The 20,004-nt window shown below is 62.8% G+C and carries 21 protein-coding genes; 8 read left to right on the top strand and 13 right to left on the bottom strand.

Going from position 1 to position 20,004, the window contains the following annotated elements; all coding sequences use genetic code 11:
* Positions 1–47 precede the first annotated feature (47 nt).
* From JP75_RS13380 to JP75_RS13335, 10 genes are all read right to left on the bottom strand, one after another.
* Positions 48–683 (bottom strand): CvpA family protein, encoded by a 636-nt coding sequence (locus tag JP75_RS13380; RefSeq protein WP_035083784.1) that lies wholly within the window; start codon positions 681–683, stop codon positions 48–50.
* A gap of 115 nt (positions 684–798) precedes the next feature.
* On the bottom strand, positions 799–2,199 hold the full coding sequence (gene radA / locus JP75_RS13375) for a DNA repair protein RadA (protein WP_035083783.1): 1,401 nt from the start codon (positions 2,197–2,199) through the stop codon (positions 799–801).
* Positions 2,199–2,753 carry a DUF1697 domain-containing protein gene (locus JP75_RS13370; RefSeq protein WP_160194691.1) on the bottom strand — a complete coding sequence of 185 codons (555 nt, stop codon included), beginning with the start codon at positions 2,751–2,753 and terminating at the stop codon, positions 2,199–2,201. Before JP75_RS13370 ends, radA begins: the two co-directional genes overlap by 1 nt.
* Before the next feature lie 75 nt (positions 2,754–2,828).
* Positions 2,829–3,956 (bottom strand): alanine racemase, encoded by a 1,128-nt coding sequence (alr, locus tag JP75_RS13365; protein WP_035083781.1) that lies wholly within the window; start codon positions 3,954–3,956, stop codon positions 2,829–2,831.
* Between the two features lie 2 nt (positions 3,957–3,958).
* Positions 3,959–5,443 carry a replicative DNA helicase gene (locus JP75_RS13360; protein ID WP_035083780.1) on the bottom strand — a complete coding sequence of 495 codons (1,485 nt, stop codon included), beginning with the start codon at positions 5,441–5,443 and terminating at the stop codon, positions 3,959–3,961.
* Between the two features lie 183 nt (positions 5,444–5,626).
* Positions 5,627–6,220 carry a hypothetical protein gene (locus tag JP75_RS13355; protein ID WP_035083779.1) on the bottom strand — a complete coding sequence of 198 codons (594 nt, stop codon included), beginning with the start codon at positions 6,218–6,220 and terminating at the stop codon, positions 5,627–5,629.
* A gap of 98 nt (positions 6,221–6,318) precedes the next feature.
* On the bottom strand, positions 6,319–6,885 hold the full coding sequence (gene rplI, locus JP75_RS13350; RefSeq protein ID WP_035083778.1) for a 50S ribosomal protein L9: 567 nt from the start codon (positions 6,883–6,885) through the stop codon (positions 6,319–6,321).
* A gap of 132 nt (positions 6,886–7,017) precedes the next feature.
* The gene (rpsR, locus tag JP75_RS13345; RefSeq protein WP_035083777.1) at positions 7,018–7,272 is read right to left on the bottom strand and encodes a 30S ribosomal protein S18; all 255 of its coding nucleotides are present in this window, start codon (positions 7,270–7,272) and stop codon (positions 7,018–7,020) included.
* A gap of 18 nt (positions 7,273–7,290) precedes the next feature.
* Complete coding sequence (gene rpsF, locus JP75_RS13340; RefSeq protein ID WP_035083776.1) at positions 7,291–7,689, bottom strand: 30S ribosomal protein S6; 399 nt, start codon at positions 7,687–7,689, stop codon at positions 7,291–7,293.
* A gap of 214 nt (positions 7,690–7,903) precedes the next feature.
* Positions 7,904–9,355: a GGDEF domain-containing protein gene (locus tag JP75_RS13335; RefSeq protein ID WP_035083774.1), complete on the bottom strand. Its 1,452-nt coding sequence runs from the start codon at positions 9,353–9,355 to the stop codon at positions 7,904–7,906.
* 124 nt (positions 9,356–9,479) lie between these two features.
* Between JP75_RS13335 and fabD the strand changes: the two genes are divergently transcribed.
* From fabD to JP75_RS13295, 8 genes are all read left to right on the top strand, one after another.
* Entirely contained in the window at positions 9,480–10,430 is a 951-nt protein-coding gene (fabD, locus tag JP75_RS13330; RefSeq protein WP_035083772.1) for an ACP S-malonyltransferase, read from the top strand.
* Between the two features lie 40 nt (positions 10,431–10,470).
* Positions 10,471–11,208, top strand: coding sequence for a 3-oxoacyl-[acyl-carrier-protein] reductase (gene fabG / locus JP75_RS13325; protein ID WP_035083770.1), 738 nt, complete (start codon positions 10,471–10,473; stop codon positions 11,206–11,208).
* Positions 11,209–11,477: 269 nt separating this feature from the next.
* A complete protein-coding gene (locus JP75_RS13320) occupies positions 11,478–11,714 on the top strand; it encodes an acyl carrier protein (RefSeq protein WP_035083768.1) in 237 nt (78 codons plus the stop codon).
* A gap of 21 nt (positions 11,715–11,735) precedes the next feature.
* Complete coding sequence (gene fabF / locus JP75_RS13315; protein ID WP_035083767.1) at positions 11,736–13,004, top strand: beta-ketoacyl-ACP synthase II; 1,269 nt, start codon at positions 11,736–11,738, stop codon at positions 13,002–13,004.
* 160 nt (positions 13,005–13,164) lie between these two features.
* Positions 13,165–14,277: an endolytic transglycosylase MltG gene (gene mltG / locus JP75_RS13310; RefSeq protein WP_051960682.1), complete on the top strand. Its 1,113-nt coding sequence runs from the start codon at positions 13,165–13,167 to the stop codon at positions 14,275–14,277.
* A complete protein-coding gene (locus JP75_RS13305; RefSeq protein WP_244446313.1) occupies positions 14,274–15,155 on the top strand; it encodes a YicC/YloC family endoribonuclease in 882 nt (293 codons plus the stop codon). The genes mltG and JP75_RS13305 overlap by 4 nt, the downstream gene beginning before the upstream one ends.
* Positions 15,156–15,167: 12 nt before the next feature.
* On the top strand, positions 15,168–15,806 hold the full coding sequence (gene gmk / locus JP75_RS13300) for a guanylate kinase (protein WP_035083765.1): 639 nt from the start codon (positions 15,168–15,170) through the stop codon (positions 15,804–15,806).
* Positions 15,807–15,808: 2 nt separating this feature from the next.
* Complete coding sequence (locus JP75_RS13295) at positions 15,809–17,041, top strand: MFS transporter (RefSeq protein ID WP_035083764.1); 1,233 nt, start codon at positions 15,809–15,811, stop codon at positions 17,039–17,041.
* Between the two features lie 62 nt (positions 17,042–17,103).
* On the opposite strand, the gene rsmA is transcribed toward JP75_RS13295, so the two are convergent.
* The 3 genes from rsmA to JP75_RS13280 form a co-directional block, all read right to left on the bottom strand.
* A complete protein-coding gene (gene rsmA, locus JP75_RS13290; RefSeq protein WP_035083762.1) occupies positions 17,104–17,946 on the bottom strand; it encodes a 16S rRNA (adenine(1518)-N(6)/adenine(1519)-N(6))-dimethyltransferase RsmA in 843 nt (280 codons plus the stop codon).
* Entirely contained in the window at positions 17,943–18,941 is a 999-nt protein-coding gene (pdxA, locus tag JP75_RS13285) for a 4-hydroxythreonine-4-phosphate dehydrogenase PdxA (protein ID WP_035083761.1), read from the bottom strand. Before pdxA ends, rsmA begins: the two co-directional genes overlap by 4 nt.
* Positions 18,942–19,075: 134 nt before the next feature.
* Entirely contained in the window at positions 19,076–19,972 is an 897-nt protein-coding gene (locus JP75_RS13280; protein ID WP_160194690.1) for a peptidylprolyl isomerase, read from the bottom strand.
* Between the last annotated feature and the right edge of the window lie 32 nt (positions 19,973–20,004).

The following is a 20,004-nucleotide window of genomic DNA, read 5'->3' as shown; positions in this document are numbered from 1 at the left end:
AGAATTGGGCGGCAGGCCTGAGGCGGGCGCTGGGCGCCCGTCCCGGATCAGGTCTGCGTTTCGCCTTCGATCGGCGCTTCGGTCGGGTCCACGGTGCCGTCGACGGTCGGGTCGACCGGCGGCACGGTTTCCTGCGGCGTAGCCGGGGTTTCCGGATCCGAAGTCAGGTCGGCGCCGCCGCCCCGCAGAATGTCATTGACCTGCTGCTCGAGCCCTTCGGGCAGCATGGAGATCAGCGTCTTGCCCATATTGTCGAGATAGGGCAGCGATTGCGAATTGCGCGCCCATTCCGGCAGGTTGGTGCCAAGCAGCCAGACGCCGAAAATGGTGATGACGATGGCAATCAGAATGCCGCGCAGCACGCCGAAGATGAAGCCCAGCGTGCGGTCGATCGGCCCGATGCGGCTGTCAACGACAAAGTCGGCGATGCGCATGGTCAAGAGGTGCAGCACGATCAGCGAAACGATGAAGCTGACGACCACGGTGGCAATATTAGCCACGATTTCTTCAGCGATATACTGCTGCGCGATATCGGGATGGTAGAGGTACATATAGATGGCGATGGCGGCGGAGCCGGCCCAGGTCGCCAGCGACAGGACTTCGCGCGTCAGGCCCCTGGCGGTCGCCAGAATGGCCGAGATCAACACCAGTACGCCCACACCAACGTCAAACGCTGTCAGCATATGTTTTCGCTAGCTCCACTTGCCGTCGGCCTGTTGCCGCGACCATTAGCGACTTTGCGCGCCCCTGCCAAGGCCACGAGCGCGCGAGGAAGGCGAACATTCAGAGATTCTTAACTTACCAGCCTTCCGGCTCGGCCACCGGCTTCTTGCCGTTGGCCGCAATTCGCCCAACCATTTCCGACAATTGCGAAAACTCCGTGACCTCGAAGCCTGCTGTCTTGTCGACATTGTTGACGCGTCCGGTCACCACCGACTGGAAGCCCAGCTTCTGCGCTTCGCGCAGCCGCAATCCGGCATGCGACACCGGCCGCACCCCGCCCGCGAGCGAGATTTCCCCGAAATAGACCGCCTCCTTGGGCAACGGCGAGCCGGTCAGCGATGAAATCAGCGCTGCCGCCACGGCAAGGTCTGCCGCCGGTTCGTTGATCTTCAGCCCGCCCGCCACATTGAGATAGATGTCATTGGCGCCGATCCGAACCCCACAGCGCGTTTCCAGCACCGCCAGCACCATGGAAAGTCGCTGGGAATCCCAGCCCACCACAGCGCGCCGCGGCGTGCCAAGCGGGGAGGGCGCCACCAGCGCTTGGATTTCAATCAGGATCGGCCGCGTCCCTTCCATGCCGGCAAAGACGGCCGAGCCTGCCGCATCCTGATCGCGCTGGTCGAGAAACAGCGCCGACGGGTTCGCCACCTGCTCAAGCCCGCGCTCGGTCATGGCGAAAACGCCGATTTCGTCGGTTGCCCCGTAGCGGTTCTTCACCCCGCGCAGAATGCGGAACGTGTGGCTGGCATCGCCCTCGAAATAGAGCACCGCATCGACCATGTGCTCCACCACACGCGGCCCTGCGATCTGCCCGTCTTTCGTAACGTGCCCCACCAGCACCACAGCCGCGCCCGACTTCTTCGCCAGCCGCGTCAGCGCCTGCGCCGAAGTCCGCACCTGCGTCACCGTTCCCGGCGCGCTTTCCACCCGATCCGTCCACAGCGTCTGGATGGAGTCGATGATGACGAGATCCGGCGGCGGCCCATTCTCCAATGTCGCCAGAATGATCTCGACATTGGTTTCCGCGGCCAGCAGCACATCGGCCTCGCCGAGCCCCAGCCGCTGCGCGCGCAGCCGCACCTGTGCCACGGCTTCTTCGCCCGACACATAGATGACGCGCTTGCCTTTATTGGCCAGCGCCGCCGCCGATTGCAGCAGCAGCGTCGATTTGCCGATGCCGGGATCGCCACCTACCAACAGCGCCGAGCCCTTCACAAAACCCCCGCCGGTCACGCGATCCAACTCTGCGATGCCGGTCACGACGCGCGCAGCGCTCTCCGTCTCGCCCGAGAGCGGCAGCAGATTGGCCGGGCGTCCTCCTGACTTCGCCGCCTTCGGCCCCGCGCCGATGCCGCTATCCACCAGTTCTTCGACAATGGTGTTCCACTCGCCGCAGGCATCGCACCTCCCCTGCCAGCGGGTCGTCACCGCGCCGCAGGACTGGCAGACGAAGTTGGATTTGTTCTTGGCCACTATGCTTTCTCTCGCGCTGCGCACCGGTCGGCGATGCGCCGCACGCTGTTCCAGTTCCGGGACGTGTTGGTCCCGCAATTCTTGTCGATCAGCCGGATGAGCTTTCCGGACTGCGCTACGTCCTGAGTGAAATCGACGATGAGATGGTCATGCACCACATGCACCGTCTCCGGCCCGTCATGGCGCTTCAGCCACTCGAAATCCGGCTTCTTGCTGGCGAAGAAATAGACGCCCGTCTGGTTCGGTCGCTCCGCCGCCGCCTCGGCAATCGGATCGGCCTGCATCAGCTTATGCAGCAGCGCCGGCTTGCGCACCACCGGCACCACATTTTCGCCCAGCCCAAAGCTACGCAACACGCCAACCATCGTCTTGACGACAGCGGCCTCCGTCCCATCAAACCCGGCAATCATATTGCCCGTATTGACCAGCGTTTCCGGCGCCACGAAGCCGGCCGCCTCCGAGGCCTCGCGCCACTGCGCCATGGTCATGAGCTTGTGCGTCACCGGTCCGATGGCGCGCAGCAGGATCACATATGTGCTTGGGTTTGGCGCCAATCCGGTCGATTCCCTCTTGGCACCAACGCTAGCAATTTTGCTCGGCCCGTTCAAGAACGAATAGGGAACAAAAATCTATTCCGGCAGATAGCCATTGCCGACATAGTTGCGGGTATAGCGGCCCTTGAGCGCGGTAAGCAGTTCATAGCCGATCGTGCCCGCCACATCGGCCTGCTCGTCGAGGCTCACATTGGGCCCGAAGATTTCGACGCCTTCGCCGGGCTTGGGCACGTTGGGGCCGAGTTCGGTGATGTCGACGATGGACTGGTCCATCGAAATCTTGCCGATCACCGGACAAAGTCGGCCGCGCACGAACACTTTTGCGCCCGGCCGCGCATTGCTGCCGGAGAGAGCCCGCAGAAAACCGTCGGCATAGCCGTGCCCGATCACCGCCAGGCGGCTGTCGCGCGACAGCGAGTAGGAGGCGCCATAGCCCACGGTCTCGCCGGTCCGCGCTTCGCGCACCTGCAACACCGGCGCATGCAGCGTCACCACCGTCGCCATCGGGTTCTTGCGCCCGACAACGGCGCGACCGCCATAAAGCGCAATACCAGGCCGCACCATCTGGAAATGATAGTCGCGCCCCGTCATCAATCCCGCCGAATTGGCGAGCGAAGCGGGAATGCCGGGGAACTGGTTCAGCACCGAGCCGAACAGCGCCAATTGCGTGCGGTTCTTTTCGTGGCTCGGAATATCGGCACAAGCAAGATGGCTCATCACCATCTGCGGCGCATAGCTTAGCCGCGCAATGCGCTCGCGCACCGTAACAGCCTCATTGAGCCTGAAACCGAGCCGGTTCATGCCGGTATCGAAATGGAAGGCGCTGGGATAGGCCTCGTTGCGCTCGACGCATTTGTTGAGCCACTCTTCGAGCATATCCATCGACGAAATAACCGGCATCAGGTTCTGCCGGATATAGAGATTGGCCGCGCCCGGATAGAGCCCGTTGAGCACGAAGATATGGGCGCTGGGCAGAGCCGTGCGCACGGCAATGCCTTCATCGGGCGTCGCGACGAAAAAGAAACGCGCGCCGGCCGCATAAAGCGCCGTCGCCGCCATTTCGATTCCCGTGCCATAGGCGTCCGCTTTGACGACCGCAGCCGTCAGCGCGCCCTGGCTCACCTTGTCGAGGGCGTTCCAGTTTCGGGCAAGTGCCCCGAGATCGACAGTCAGTTGGCTCCCGAGGCCCGAGGTCAGCTTCATACCTATTCCATGCGTTCGGGCAGATAATCTGCCCTAGCGAGGTTACCGAAGCGTGTGAACTGAGCCTCGAAGCTCAACTGCACGGTTCCGGTAGGGCCATGGCGCTGCTTGGCAATGATGACTTCCGCCTTGCCGTGCACCTGCTCCATTTCCCCTTGCCAGGTGATGTGCTCTGGCGTGCCCTCTTTGGGTTCCTTGTTCTTGAGATAGTACTCTTCGCGATAAACGAAAAGCACCACGTCAGCGTCCTGCTCGATAGAACCCGATTCGCGCAAATCCGCTAGCTGGGGATGCTTGTCGTCGCGCGCTTCCACCTGACGGGAGAGCTGGGAGAGCGCAATGACCGGCACCTCCAGCTCCTTGGCCAGCGCCTTCAGCGTCGTGGTGATTTCGGTCAGTTCCTGCACGCGGTTCTGGCTCGACGCCTTCGACGAACCCGAGAGCAGTTGCAGGTAGTCGACGATGAGAAGGTCGAGCCCCTTCTGCCGCTTCAGGCGCCGCGCACGCGCTGCAAGCTGCGCCACGCTGAGACCGCCCGTGTCGTCGATATAGAGCGGCACCTTGCTCATCATGTTCGACACGTCGACCAGTTTTGAAAACTGGCTGTCGTGAATACGGCCACGGCGAATGTCTGATGACGACACTTCGGCCTGCTCGGCGAGAATACGCGTCGCGAGCTGTTCCGAACTCATTTCGAGGCTGAAGAAGCCGACGACGCCACCATTGACGGTCTTGTTGTGCCCGTCCGGCGTCACTTCGCCGCGCCAGTTCTTGGCAACATTGTAGGCGATATTGGTCACGAGCGAGGTCTTGCCCATGGCGGGACGCCCGGCGAGCACGATCAAGTCCGAGCGCTGCAAACCGCCCATCTGCCGATCGAGATCGTGGAGATCCGTCGCCACGCCCGAAAGACCACCGTCGCGCTGAAACGCTTCGCCCGCCATGCGGATGGAGGCGCTGAGCGCGGTGCCGAAGCTGAGGAAGCCGCCATCGTAGCGGCCCTTTTCGGCAAGTTGAAAAAGCTCGCCTTCCACCTTTTCGATCTGCCGGTTCGGGGTCATTTCGACCTCCGACTCATAGGCGACCGAAACCATTTCCTCGCCCACCATGATCAAGCTGCGGCGAATGGAGAGGTCATAGATGGCCTGCCCATAGTCGGCCGCGTTGATAACCGTGGTCGCTTCCGCGGCCAGGCGCGCCAGATATTGCGCCATGGTCAATTCGGGCAGGAACTGGTCGGGCAGGTGGGTCTTGATCGTCGTCGGATCGGCCGACTTGCCGGCCCGGATCACCTTGCTGGTGATGTCATAAATGTCCCGGTGCACGGGCTCATAAAAATGTTCCGGCTCAAGGAAATCCGAGACCCGGTAAAAGGCTTCATTGTTGATCAGGATAGCGCCCAGAAGCGCCTGTTCCGCCTCCACATTGTGGGGGGCGACACGAAACGACTTGTCTTCGGCCGGGTGAAGCCGTGCGATCTCAGCCATCTTGATCCTCGGGGGTGTTAACCTTTCTAACCACGTCGGGGCGGCCAGAGTCCCACCGACTAAACGCGCGGTCTTAATTAAAGTTTGCGCGCTGTGAACTCTGTGGACAACGGGGATAGTGACCAACGTGAGTTGCACCACACGAAGGCATCAGCATGGCGGCACGAGTCGCAGCGGTAGGGACTACTTGAACCCCCAGGGCCGCGCCTCGGGGTCCGACGTCGCCCAGACCACGCGTTCGACACGCCAGCTTCCATCGCTGAGCCTAATGGTCGAAATCAGAATCACTGCCGGCCGGCCCTTGGCCTCGACCATATATCTGCCCTGGTCCTCATGCTCGAATGTCGCGCTCGAAAAGGCGCCCGGCTCAAGATCGAACGGCAGCAGCCCTTCCGACCTGGCGTGAACCATCGTCCGGTCGAAGATCAGCGCACCCTCGAGATAGATTTCCTTGGCGATATCGTCGGCCAGCTCCGCACCGGGCCCCCTCACGCCCGTGCTCGCCTCCATGCCGGGAAAGAGCTGCGCTTCGTTGAACTCGTAGAGCCGTGTCGTGAAATCGGTTTTGGCCTCAGGGCTGAGCAGGAGCCAGGCCCTGTAATAGTCTCCGGCCGCGTAAGCCTCCACAAAGCCGCGCAGCGCCGCCTCGCTGGTGCTCCTGTCGATGCTGTCGACATAGGTTCGGGGTTGCGGTGGCGTCTTGGTCTTGGCCTCCTGCGCCGCCACGGGCAGGGCGAGCGCAGCCAGCGCCACCGTCAAGGCAAGGAAGATACGCATAAAAGCCATCCCCGACATGTTATGCCCGGCACAATGGCGCAAAAAGAAAGGCCGGACAATCTGTCCGGCCTTTCTCAAACTTTGGCAGTCCGAAGAGACTACTCTTCGAAGCGGTCTTCCGCAGCCGCATCCTTCTGGCCGGCGGCGAAATCGCCGTCTTCGTCGGCTTCGAAGGTGTGGACGGTGACGTCTTCACCAGCAGCCTGACGGGTCGCTTCGTCGGCCGAACGGGCGACGTTGACGGTGATCGAAACGGCGACTTCAGCGTGCAGGATCAGCGGCACGGTGTGCACGCCAACCGACTTGATCGGGTCGGCGAGGTCGACCTGGTTGCGCTGGACGATGAAACCATCGTTGGCCAGGGCTTCCACGACGTCGCGGGCAGCAACCGAACCGTAGAGCTGACCGGTTTCACCAGCCTGACGGATGATGACAACGGTGCGGCCGTTGAGGCCTTCGGCGATACCGGCAGCGGCGTTACGACGCTCTTCGTTGCGCTGTTCGATGTGGGCGCGTTCGTTTTCGAAACGCTTGCGGTTGGCTTCGGTGGCGCGAAGAGCCTTGCCCTGGGGCAGGAGGAAGTTACGGGCAAAGCCGTCCTTCACGTTGACTTCGTCGCCGATGGTGCCGGTGCGACCGATACGCTCGAGCAGAATGACTTTCATTCTTTTATTCCTTTGGCTGTCCCGCCTTAGGGGCGGTTAGGAGTTGCAGACCATCCGCAACCCCAGCGGGTATTTGGTTTGGCACTGGTATGCCAAAAGGAAGCCGTTGGGCCGGCAAGCCGGCCCAAAAACTTACTTCACTGCATACGGCATGATGCCGATGAAGCGAGCACGCTTGATCGCGCGAGCCAGTTCGCGCTGCTTCTTGGCCGAAACGGCCGTGATACGGCTCGGGACGATCTTGCCGCGCTCGGAAACGTAGCGCGAGAGCAGACGGACGTCCTTGTAGTCGATCTTCGGTGCGCCTTCGCCCGAGAACGGGCAGGTCTTGCGACGGCGCTGGAACGGACGACGGGCCTGGGAAGTGGTGAGGTCTTTAATAGCCATGGCTATGCGTTCCTTATCTTAGAAGCGGCGGGGACGACGGTCGCCCGAGGGGGCACCACGTTCGCCACGGCCACCACCATCACGGTCATCGCGATCGCGCTTTTGCATCATCGCGGACGGGCCTTCTTCCAGCTCGTCGACGCGCACGGTCATGAAGCGCAGGATGTCTTCATTGATGCGCATCTGGCGTTCCATTTCGGCAATTGCCGGAGCGGAAGCGTCGATGTTGAGCAGGGTGTAGTGAGCCTTGCGGTTCTTGCGGATGCGGTAGGAGAGACCCTTGAGGCCCCAGTATTCGTTCTTGGTAACCTTGCCGCCACCCTGAGAGAGGATTTCGGTCAGAGCAGAGGTCAGTTCTTCGACCTGCTGCTGCGAAACGTCCTGGCGAGCCAGGAAGATGTGTTCGTAAAGGGCCATTGAATGCGCCTTCCTTTCAGTTTCCATAAGCAATGCTTGGCGCGGAGCCCCTTCGAAGCCGGAAAGGCGTCAAAGCAGTCTTGCAAAGAGCGGGAACACGGGAGGCCGGACGTGTTACGGTCCTATTTTGCCAAACGGCAAAACCCTCCGTTCAGCCCCCGGCCAAACGAATTGCTGGGCGCGCTATAGAATAGAAGGTGCGCCAATGCAACCCTCAGGCGCCGGCAGCCTGCAGCAGGACCGCACTTTTATGCGCGACGACACGATTGCGGCCGGCATTCTTCGCCTCATAGAGCGCTTCGTCGGCAAGGCTGAGCATACGCGGCAGATTGGCCGGTGCATGGAATTCGACCAGCCCGATACTGACGCTCGTGGCAATGGCCACCTCGCCATGCTGCAGCGTTTCCGCTGCAATCGCCTCGCGCAGCCGCTCGGCCACCCGCGTGCCTTCCTCTAACCCCGCGCCGGGGAGCACGATGGCAAATTCCTCGCCACCCAACCGCCCCAGAATGTCGCCCCGCCGCAGCCCTGCCGTCAGCAGTTCGGCGACAGTCTGCAAGACCTGATCGCCCAGCGGATGCCCATGCGTATCGTTGATCGACTTGAACCGGTCGATATCGACCGCCAGGGCCACATTGGGCGTGCCGGCCTTTTGCCGCAACAGAACGGTTTCGGCCGTTTTGTTGAATTGCCGGCGATTAAGCAGGCCCGTCAGGAAGTCGTGATTGGCGCGGTGTTCGAGTTCGTCATGCGCGTCCAGCCAGAAGGCGTTGATCATCGCCATGGCGAGGGCCCCCAGCGCCAGGAAGCCAATCCCGAGCCGGAATGAGGCGATGTCCCAATGCGAGGCGAGGGCTGTGTGGTCGATATAGAGCGGAATGATGCCGGCGGGCACGGCAAAGAGGATCCACATGGCGGCAAGGCCGGCCAGCGCAATGCTGGTGCGGGGCTTGAACTGTGTCGAGCACCAGATAAAGGCCGGCACATGCAGGACGAGCGAACCCGCTCCACCCACGAGGGGCATGAGCGCGCAGGAACCCGCCAGCGCGATGAGCGCCGCGCATTTTTCCGCCGTGCCGCCGCTCGCCTCGCCATCGAGCGATGGCTTGCGCGGCTTGATCATGCGCGCCGCCATGACCAGCGGCAGGAAGATGCCGAAATTGACGAATTCGGTAGCCGTCCACAGGAAGAAGCCGTCGAGCCGCTCCATGCCGAGCAGCGGTCCCGCCACCAGGCCGCCTGCAATGCCGCTCGAGACCGAAGCGGCAGTAATAACGAGAAAGAGGCGAACGACGTCCGCCGGACGGCTCAACGGAAAGAAGCGCTGCGACCAGATATGCACCACCGCCAGCCCGACCGCTGCACCGACAAGGTTCGTGCCATTGAGCAGCGCCGCCTGGCCCAACGGGGCTCCGGTCAAGAGATCAGCCGCCATATAGGCCACCGCACTCAATATCCAGGTGAGCGGTGAATTTGCCTTTGGATACGTTGCGAGAATGCCGAGCAGAACGGCATTGGCCGGCCAAAGGCTCGCAAGATTGAAGGCCGCCCGCGTATAGATACCGAGCAAGGCCAGCACAAAGACCACCGCCGCCGTCAAAGCGGCAGCAATAAGCGTCGTGGCGAGACGCGCTTTTTTGGAAGCCGCCGGGGCTAAACTGTCCATGGTGCCTCCAAAAAATCGCACTGGCCCGCAATTCTCCCGCAAATTTCCTTAAGAGAGATTGCTTGACTCCGCCAAATACACTCGGCAAACGCCTCGCAATGTCCGCAACCCCGGAGACGTCGTCATGACCAGCAGAGCTTTCACCTTTCCCGGCCAAGGCAGCCAGGCCGTCGGCATGGGCAAGGAACTGGCCGATGCCTTCCCCGAAGCGCGCGCCGTTTTCGACGAGGTCGATGATGCACTGGGCGAAAAGCTCTCCCAGACTATGTTCGAAGGCCCGGAAGACGTTCTGCGTCTCACCGAGAACGCCCAACCCGCCCTGATGGCCTCCAGCATTGCCGTGCTCCGCGTTGTCGAAAGCCGAGGCGTCAGCCTTGCCCAGCACGCAAAATTCGTCGCCGGCCACTCGCTCGGCGAATATTCCGCCCTCTGCGCCGCCGGCACGTTCTCCCTCTCGGATACGGCCCGTCTCCTCCGCACCCGCGGCCAGGCGATGCAGAAGGCTGTTCCGGTCGGCCATGGCGCCATGGCTGCGCTTCTCGGTCTCGATCTCGACACCGCTCGCGCCGTCGCTGAAGAAGCCGCCCAGGGCGAAGTCTGCCAGGTCGCCAATGACAATGCGCCCGGCCAGGTCGTCATCTCCGGCGCCCTCGCTGCCATCGAGCGCGCTGTGGAAATCGCCAAGGCCAACGGCTCCAAGCGCGCCCTGCTGCTGCCGGTCAGCGCGCCCTTCCACTGCTCGCTGATGCAGCCCGCCGCCGAAGCCATGGCATCGGCTCTCGCTGAAGTGCAGATGAACGCCCCGGTCGTGCCCGTCGTCTCCAACGTGCTGGCCGCCCCGATCACCGATCCCGCCGAAATCCGCCAGCGTCTCGTCGAACAGGTCACCGGCGTCGTCCGCTGGACCGAAAGCGTCACCTGGCTTGCAGGGCAGGGCGGTGTCACCGAACTCGTCGAGCTCGGCACCGGCCGCGTCCTCACCGGCCTTGCCAAGCGCATTACCCCCGATCTCGCCACGCAGGCCGTCGGCGGTCCGGCAGACATCGACGCCTTCGTCGCCTCTGTCACGGCCTGAAACAAAACAATAAAGTCATCTCCAAAGGGAGAGAGAAGAAATGTTCGATTTGACCGGTAAGCGCGCCTTGGTCACTGGCGCCAGCGGCGGCATTGGCCGCGAGATCGCCAAGGCGCTGGCAGCCGCCGGCGCCACCGTCGCCCTCTCGGGCACCCGCGTCGGCGCTCTCGAAGAAACCGCCCAGCAGATCGGCAAGGAATGCCCGATCCTGCCGTGCAATCTCTCCAAGCTCGACGATGTCGACACCCTCGTGCCCGACGCCGAAGCCGTTATGGGCGGCGTGGATATCCTCATCAACAATGCCGGCATGACCCGCGACAATCTCTTCATGCGCATGAAGAATGAAGAGTGGGACGAGGTCATCGCCGTCAACCTCACCGCAGCCTTCCATCTTAACCGCGCCGTGCTGCGTGGCATGATGAAGCAGCGCTGGGGCCGCATCATCGGCATCTCTTCCGTTGTCGGCGTCATGGGCAATCCTGGCCAGGGCAACTATGCTGCCTCCAAGGCTGGCCTCATCGGCATGAACAAGGCTCTGGCCTATGAAGTGGCGAGCCGCAACATCACGGTCAATTCCATTGCTCCGGGCTTCATCGCCTCGGCCATGACCGACGAGCTCAATGACAAGCAGCGCGAATCCATCCTCTCGACCATTCCGGCCAACCGCCTCGGCACCCCCCAGGAAGTCGCCGCCTGCGCCGTCTTCCTCTCGAGCGACGCCGCCGCCTACGTCACCGGCCATACGCTCAACGTCAACGGCGGCATGGCAATGATCTGACCGGGTGGGCGGGAGTAGCAAACTCCGGCCGCCCGTTGTAATTGGCGCGTTAATAAAGCCTTAAACCCTTGGAAACCACGCCTCTCGCTGCTGGCAAACCCCAAGGAAACATGCTACTCGCGCCGCGTTAACGCTTGCCAGTCCGCCTTGCGAGCGCCGAAAAGGCCGCTTACATTGCCTCTGTGCAAGTCAAAACCGAGCTTGATGAATTGGCTTCGCGCCAATAAGAAGCGAAACGAAACGTCGATTTCTAAAAAGGGAAGTCAAATATGAGCGATGTCGCTGATCGGGTCCGCAAGATCGTTGTGGAACACCTCAATGTGGACGCCGAGAAGGTCGTTGAAAAGGCCAGCTTCATCGACGATCTGGGCGCTGACTCGCTCGATCAGGTCGAGCTGGTTATGGCTTTCGAGGAAGAATTTTCGGTCGAAATCCCGGACGATGCTGCCGAGTCGATCCAGACCTTCGGAGACGCTGTCTCCTTCCTGACCAAGGCCACCAGCTAAGCTGGACGGGCAGGTTTAGACATGGAACTTCGCCGAGTCGTCGTCACCGGAGTGGGGCTTGTCACGCCCCTTGGTTGCGGAGTGGAAGCCACTTGGGCCAATATTCTTGCAGGCAAGAGTGGAGCCAAGCGTATCGACGAATTCCAGGTCGACGATATTGCCTGCCAGATCGCCCATCGCATTCCGCTGGGTGATTATGCCGATGGGAAGTACAATCCCGACGAGTGGATGGAATCCAAGGAACAGCGCAAGGTCGACGATTTCATCGTCTACGCCATGGCCGCTGCCACCCAGGCCATCCAGGATGCAGGGGTCGAACCCAAGACGCAGGAAGAGCAGGAACGCACCGGCGTTCTGATCGGCTCGGGTATCGGCGGGATTGGCGGCATCTACGATGCCTCCATCACCCTCCATGAAAAAGGCCCGCGCCGTATCAGCCCCTTCTTCATTCCGGGTCGTCTGATCAACCTGGCCTCCGGCCACGTTTCCATCCGTTTTGGTCTCAAGGGGCCGAACCACTCCGTCGTCACCGCCTGCTCGACGGGTGCCCATGCCATTGGCGATGCGGCCCGCTTGATCGCTCTTGGCGATGCCGATGTGATGGTTGCGGGTGGTGCTGAAAGCTGCGTCAACCGCATCTCGCTCGCCGGCTTTGCCGCAGCGCGTGCGCTCTCGACCGGCTTCAACGACAACCCGACCGCCGCTTCCCGTCCCTATGATCGGGATCGCGATGGTTTCGTCATGGGCGAGGGCGCCGGCATTGTCGTGCTCGAAGACTATGAGCGCGCCAAGGCTCGCGGCGCCAAGATTTATGGCGAAGTGATCGGTTATGGCCTTTCGGGCGATGCCTATCACATCACCGCACCCGCGCCCGACGGCGATGGTGGCTTCCGTGCCATGAGCGCGGCGGTCAAGCGTGCGGGCATTTCGCCCTCTGATATCGACTACATCAACGCCCACGGCACTTCGACGCCGCTTGGCGACGAAATCGAACTGGGTGCGGTTTCCCGCGTTCTCGGCGCTGCCGCCGAAGGCCGCGTGATGAGCTCGACCAAGTCGGCCATCGGTCACCTCCTCGGTGCCGCTGGTTCGGTCGAAGCGATCTTCTGCCTTCTCGCCATGCGCGATGGCATCGCTCCGCCGACGCTCAATCTCGACAATCCTTCCGTCGAGACGCCGATCAATCTGGTGCCCAAGGTGGCACTGAAGAAGGAAATCAACGTGGCCCTGTCCAACAGCTTCGGCTTTGGCGGCACCAATGCCACGCTGGTCATGCGCAAGGTCGCCTGACTTTTTCGCTTTGCAAGAGGGGCACGTCGCTCGACCAGGCGACGTGCCCCTTGTTTTTATTCAAATCCATTGCAAACAATGCCGGCGCCCCGCCACGCTGTGGCTGCAAAGAACAACAAGATCGGCACATCGCTGACTGGCCATGAGGTGATTCCTTAAGATGAACGACCGCCGTAAACGCCGCCGCCGCTCGTCCAATGGCCTTGTCGATGTGCTCAACGCCCTTCTCACCCTCTTGGTCATCGGCCTCGTCGTCGTCGGTGGCGGTTTTCTCTATGTCGCCCAGCAATATTACGGCGATGGCCCCTTGCCTGAAGAGCGCGTTTTCCGCGTCGAAAGCGGCAATACGCTGAGCACGACCGCGAGCCGCCTCGAAGAGCAGGGCTTTATCAGCAATGCGCTGATCTTCCGGCAGTTTGGCGGGCGCGTCGAAGAGAACACCACCGTCAAGGCCGGCGATTTCACCATCCCCGCCAATGCCAGTATGTCCGAAATTCTGCGCGAGCTGACGACCGGCACGCCGATCCGCTATGCCGTCACCATTCCGGAAGGCTGGACCTCCTGGCAGGTCGTGCAGCGCGTCAATGCCGACGATCGCCTCAGCGGCACCATCGATACCCTGCCGCCCGAAGGTTCCATCCTGCCGGGTAGCTACGATTACCTGCCGGGCGATACCCGCCAGTCGGTCATCGACCGCATGCAGGCCGCCATGACCACGGCCCTGGCCGAAACCTGGGAAGGCCGCCAGGCCGACCTGCCGCTGACCTCGCCGGCCGAGCTCCTGATCCTCGCCTCCATCGTCGAGCGCGAAACCGGCGTCGCCGAGGAGCGCCCGCAGGTTGCTGCCGTCTTCGTCAATCGCCTCAAGGAAGGCATGCGCCTCCAGTCCGATCCGACGATCATCTATGGCATCACGCTCGGTCAATCGACGCTCGAACGCGGCCTCCGCCGCTCCGAGATCGAGGAAAAGACCGCGTACAATACCTACCAGATCGACGGCCTCCCCCCGACGCCTATCGCCAATCCCGGCATCGAAGCCCTGCGCGCCGTCGCCAATCCCGATAGTCACAACTATCTCTACTTCGTCGCCAAGGGGGCCTCGCCGCGCGACGGTCACGTCTTTGCCGAGACCTATGCCGAGCATCAGCAGAACGTCGCCCGCTATCGCGAAATCGAGCGCGAAGCCGCCGAGCAGGCAGCAACGGACGCCGAAGCCGCGCGTCAGGCCCTAGAAGCCGAACAGGCCGGCGAAGCGGAAGGCGAGAGCCAGTGACCGCCCTTGCCAGCATGACCGGCTATGCCCGGGCCGACGCCATGTTCGGCCCGGCTCGCCTCCGGGTCGAACTGAAATCGGTCAATGGCCGCGGCCTCGACATCCGCACGCGCCTCGCCCCCGGCCTCGACGCCTTCGACATTCCGATCCGTCAGGCGCTCGGCCAGGCATTGTCTCGCGGCTCGGTGAACGCTGCCGTGTCCCTCGATCGCCAGAGTGCCTCCGGCGCCGTCTCGGTCAATCCGGCCGCGCTTGAAACCATCCTCGCCGCCCTCTTGACACTCTCCGAGCGTGTCGACGCCCGCCGCCCCAGCCTCGACGGCATCCTGGCTCTGCCGGGCGTTCTCGTCGTCGAAGAAGGCCGAGACATCGACGAAGAGGGCCTCGAACCCATCCTCATGTCTGCCGTCCGGCAAGCCATCGCTGCCCTGCAGCAGTCACGGCTGGAGGAGGGCGCCCGGATCACCGAAATCCTCTCCCGCCAGCTCGACACCATTGCCGATCTGGTAAACCGCGCCGACGCCCATCCCGGCCGCTCGCGCGAGGCCATTTCCGCGCGCCTCGCCCTTCAGGTCCAGTCCCTCCGCCAGGAAGCCGATATCTCGCCCGATCGCCTTGCCCAGGAAGCGCTTGTCCTCGCCACCAAGGCCGACATCCAGGAAGAGATCGACCGTCTTCGCGCCCACATTGCCGGCGCCCGCGCCCTGCTCTCCGGTTCCGGTGCCGTCGGCCGCCGCCTCGATTTCCTCGCCCAGGAATTCAACCGCGAGGCCAATACGCTCTGCTCCAAATCGAACGCCGTGGAACTGACCGCCATCGGCCTTGACCTCAAGGCGGTGATCGATCAACTACGCGAGCAGGTCCAGAACATCGAATAGAGTGCCTCAAAGATGGATTTTCAGCGCCGCGGCGTCATGCTCGTCCTCGCCTCCCCCTCGGGCGCCGGCAAATCCTCCATTTCACGTGCGCTCTTTGGTGCCGATCCCAATATCAAGCTGTCGGTTTCGGTGACCACCCGCGGCCGCCGCACCGACGAGATCGACGGCAAGCACTATCACTTCATCGACGTGCCGACCTTCGAGCAGATGCGCCGCGATGGGGGCCTGCTCGAATCCGCCGAAGTGCACGGCAATTTCTACGGCACCCCGCGCGCCCTCGTCGAAGAGCAACTCTCCAACGGCAACGACATCCTTTTCGACATCGACTATCAGGGCACCTTGCAGCTCTATGAAAAGTGCCGGGCCGATATGGTCACGGTCTTCATCCTGCCGCCCTCGATCAAGGAACTGCGCGCCCGCCTCGAACGCCGCGCCCAGGACAGCGTCGGCACCATCGAAAAGCGCCTCAAGAACGCGCGCAACGAGATGGATCACTACGACGAATACGACTACGTCCTCGTCAACGAAGACCTGGAACTGTCTGTCGCCCGCGTCCGCGCCATCCTCGCCTCGGCCCGCCTCGATCGCAAGCGCCAGCGCGATCTCGATAGTTTCGTCCGCGACCTGCAAAACCAGATCGGCCCCGCCTGACCATGGCCGACTTGCCCGGCATTCGTCGCGGCACTCGTGAATTCAGGCGCGCCAATGCCGCCTTTTTCCTCGCGGCCTTTTCGGTCTTCGCCTCGCTCTATTCCGTGCAGCCCCTGCTGCCCATGTTCGCCCAATATTGGGTGCGCGACGCCGGTGAAGCGTCCCTGGCGCTCTCCGTCACCACGGCCACCATGGCCCTTGCGCTCATCCCGGCCAGCATGCTCGCCGATCGTCTCGGCCGCCGCCGTCTCATCGTCGGTGCGCTGCTGACCACAGCCATTCTCGGCGCCGCTCTGCCCTTCGCCCAGGTCTGGTGGCAACTCATCGTGCTCCGCACGCTGATGGGCATCACCCTCGCCGGCATTCCCGCCGTCGCCATGGTCTATCTCTCCGAAGAAATGGCGCCAGATGCCCTCGGCCATTCCATGGGCCTCTATATCGGCGGCACCGCCATTGGCGGCATGGCCGGCCGCGTCATCTCCGGCGTCCTCTCCGATTTCCTCGGCTGGCGCCTCGGCACCGGCATTCTTGCCGCCCTGATCCTCCTCGCGGCCCTTGCCGTCGCAGTGCTCCTCCCCCAACCGCGCCAATCGACCCGCGATCCCATTTCGCTCCCCGACCTCTGGCGCCGCTGCCGCGCCAGTTTCGATGATGCGGCGCTGCCCTGGCTCTTTGCCAGTTCCTTCCTCATCATGGGCAGCTTCGTCACGCTCTACAATTATGCCGGCTTCCGCCTGGCCCTGCCGCCCTTCCTCCTGAGCCACTCGGCCATCGCGGCAATCTTCCTCGTTTATCTCCTCGGCAGCATCAGCTCCACCTGGGCCGGCGGCCTCTCCCAGCGCCTGGGGCGTCGCAAAGTCTTCTGGGTTCTTGTGGCGATCATGGGCATTGGCATGGCGCTCACTGCCATCCCCGAAACCTCAGTCATCATCCTGGGTCTCGCCATCGCGACCATAGGCTTCTTCGCCGCCCATGGCGTCGCCAGCGCCTGGGTCACCCGCCGCGCCCGCGTCGGCAAAGCCCAGGCCTCCGCCCTCTATCTCGTGGCCTACTATCTCGGCGCCTCAGCCCTCGGCACCATCGGCGGCTACGCCTGGACGGCCTGGGCCTGGCCCGGCGTCCTCTCCGTCTGCGGTGGTGCCATCGTTCTGGCCCTACTGATAGCCATAAAGCTGGCCTTCATCCCGCCGCTTGCCGCTCCAGAACAACCGGTCACACCACCAACGGCGCAATAGCTCTCCCACCTCTCCCTCTGGGGGAGAGGTCGGCGCGTAGCGCCGGGTGAGGGGGCCTTACTTTACCTCAACCCCGGCAGCGCCCGCGCCATGGCCAGAAACGCCTCAATAGGAAGATCCTCGGCCCGCTCGTCGCCCTTGAGCCCGGCAGCCGCCAGCAATCCCTCGACCGGCACACCCAGCGATTTCAGCGATTGCCGCACCATCTTGCGCCGCTGCCCGAAGGCCGCCTTGGTCACCTGCTCGACATGTTTTACGGGCAGGCCTTCTTCCACCGGCTTGGGCACCAGATGCACCACGGCCGAAGTCACATTGGGTGGCGGCACAAAGGCCTGCTTGCCCACATTGAACGCAATCCGCGCCTCGGTCCGCCAGCCCGCCAGCACCCCGAGCCGCCCATAGGCATCCTCGCCCGGCCTGGCACAAATCCGCTCCGCCACTTCCCGCTGAAACATCAGCGTCAGGCTCTCGAAAAACGGCGGCCATGGCTCCATGGTCAGCCAGCCGGTGAGAAGCTGCGTGCCGATATTATAGGGCAGGTTGGCAACGATCCGCGTCGGCCCGTCCGCCAGCGTGCGATAGTCAATTTCCATCGCATCGCCCGCGATCACCGTCAGCCGCCCGGGATAGGCGTCGGAAATCTCCGCCAGCGCGGGCAGCGCCCGCGCATCGCGTTCGATGGCGATCACTTCCTTGGCGCCCTCGGCCAAGAGAGCCCGGGTCAAGCCGCCGGGCCCCGGACCCACCTCGATCACCCGAACGCCTTCAAGCGACCCGCCAACGCGCGCAATCCGTGCGGTTAAGTTGAGGTCGAACAGAAAGTTCTGCCCCAGTTCCTTCTTGGCCCTGAGTCCATGTGTGGCAATGACTTCGCGCAACGGAGGAAGGTTGTCGATCTGGCTCATGCGGTCCGTGTCGTCATCTTGTCTGCCATGGCTATGGCCGCCAAAAAGCTCGATGTCGAGGCTTTTCCCGTCCCCGCCAGGTCAAACGCCGTCCCATGGTCGGGCGATGTGCGCACGATCGGCAGGCCCAGCGTCACATTCACCCCGGCATCGAACGCCACCGTCTTGATCGGGATCAGCGCCTGATCGTGATACATGGCCAACACCGCATCATATTGCCGCCAGTGCTTTGGGAAAAACAGCGTGTCGCCGGGCAGGGGGCCGATAGCGGCAATTCCCTCCGCCCGCGCCTGCTCCAGCGCCGGAATGATGATCTCGATCTCTTCCCGCCCGATAGCCCCGCCTTCGCCCGCATGCGGATTGAGCCCCGCCACGGCAATCCGCGGCGCCGCAATCCCGAACCGGCTCTGCAAATCGCGCGCCATCACCCGCAACGTCTCGACGATGAGCTCTTTCGAGATCAGTCCCGGCACATCCTTGATCGGCACATGAATGGTCAGCGGTACAGTCCGCAATTCCTCATGCGCCAGCATCATCACCGGCAGCGGCTCGATACCGCCCACGGCACAAAGCGCTGCCAGAAACTCCGTATGCCCCGGATGCCCAAAACCAGCGTGATAAAGCGCGCCCTTGTGGATCGGCGCCGTCACCAGCGCCCGGCTCTCGCCCGCCTTTACGCTCGCCACAGCCTCTTCAATGGCCGCAAGCACCACCCGCGCCGAAGCAGGCTCCGGCCGCCCCGGCTGATCGGGCACCATGCCGGCAATATCGACCACAGGCAGGGCGCGCGCAAAAACCGCGCCGGCATCGGCCGGACGCACCGCCTCAACAGCGATATCGAGCCCCAGCCGCTTTGCCCGCTCCGCCAGAAACCCGGTATGCCCGAACACGACAAAGGCCGGAAGCCCAAGCTCCAGCCTTCGTGCATAAAGGGAGAGTAAAATATCCGGGCCGATCCCCGCAGGTTCGCCCATGCTGATCGCCAGCGGCTTCATTTGGCCCATTTCCACCGAGAGGTCATGTCACCCTCGGTGTCATCCCCGCGAAAGCGGGGATCTCTGTCTGGGCGCTGCAACAGGGATTCCCGCTTAGGCAGGAATGACACCGGGCGGTGTCGCCCGGCTCAAAGCTAGTTGTAGATGATCTTGGCGTTCTTGCGCAGGTTCTCAAGGTAAGCCGCAGCTTCCTTTTCCATGTTACCGCTGCCGACTTCGGCCCGCACTTCATCCTTCATGAAGGTGAGGTCCTGCGCCTGCGTCTTTTCGCAGATGGCGAGCATGGAAACGCCGGCTTCGACAACACGCGGCTTGGTGATTCCGCCCACATTCATGCCGGCCAGTTCCTTGGCCATGGCTTCGGGAAGCTGGGTAGCATGGCGGCGACCGATATCGACCACGGCAGCGTCGGTATAGGAGAGCGAAAGCTGCACCGCGCCATCGCAACCGGTGAAGTTCGAGCGATACTGGTTGGCCTGCGCCGTACGGCCGCTGGCGCCCGCACCCACAAAGACGATTTCCTTGAGGATATAGTCAAAGCCCTGGTAATCGGCGAGGCGCGCGGCGGCCTGCTGGTCGAGTTCCAGGTCCGAAATCTGCACATTGGGCACCACGGCCGCCTCGGCAATGGCATTCCAGGCGATAGCGGCGCGCAGACGATCCTTGAGCGTATCCGAGCTGACGCCACCCTGGCCGAGCATCTCGATCAGCCGGTCCTGGCTCACCTTGAGATTGCGGGCAATCTGCAGCAGCGCCTCATCGACCTGGGCATTGGAAACATTGATGCCAAGGCGCTTGGCCTCGGTCATCTGGATGGCTTCGGTAATGAGCTGATCGGTCGCGCCCTTTCGGCCGGTCTTGTTGCCTTCCATGTTGAACAGGCGCAGCCGCTGGTCGACCTGAACGTCGCTGATGGGGGTGCCGTTCACCGTTACAATGGTTGCCGCGAAGCTGGGCAGGGCCGATGCCGTCGCCAGCACGAGGCCGAGGATCATGGCGCCAGTGGTGCGCCGCACAAATGCAAAGGTCATCATCAGGTCCGCATTGTAAAGTTTGCCGCATC

This window comes from Devosia riboflavina, assembly GCF_000743575.1.
In the GTDB taxonomy this organism is placed as follows: domain Bacteria; phylum Pseudomonadota; class Alphaproteobacteria; order Rhizobiales; family Devosiaceae; genus Devosia; species Devosia riboflavina.
This window is presented reverse-complemented; position numbering and strand designations above follow the sequence as displayed.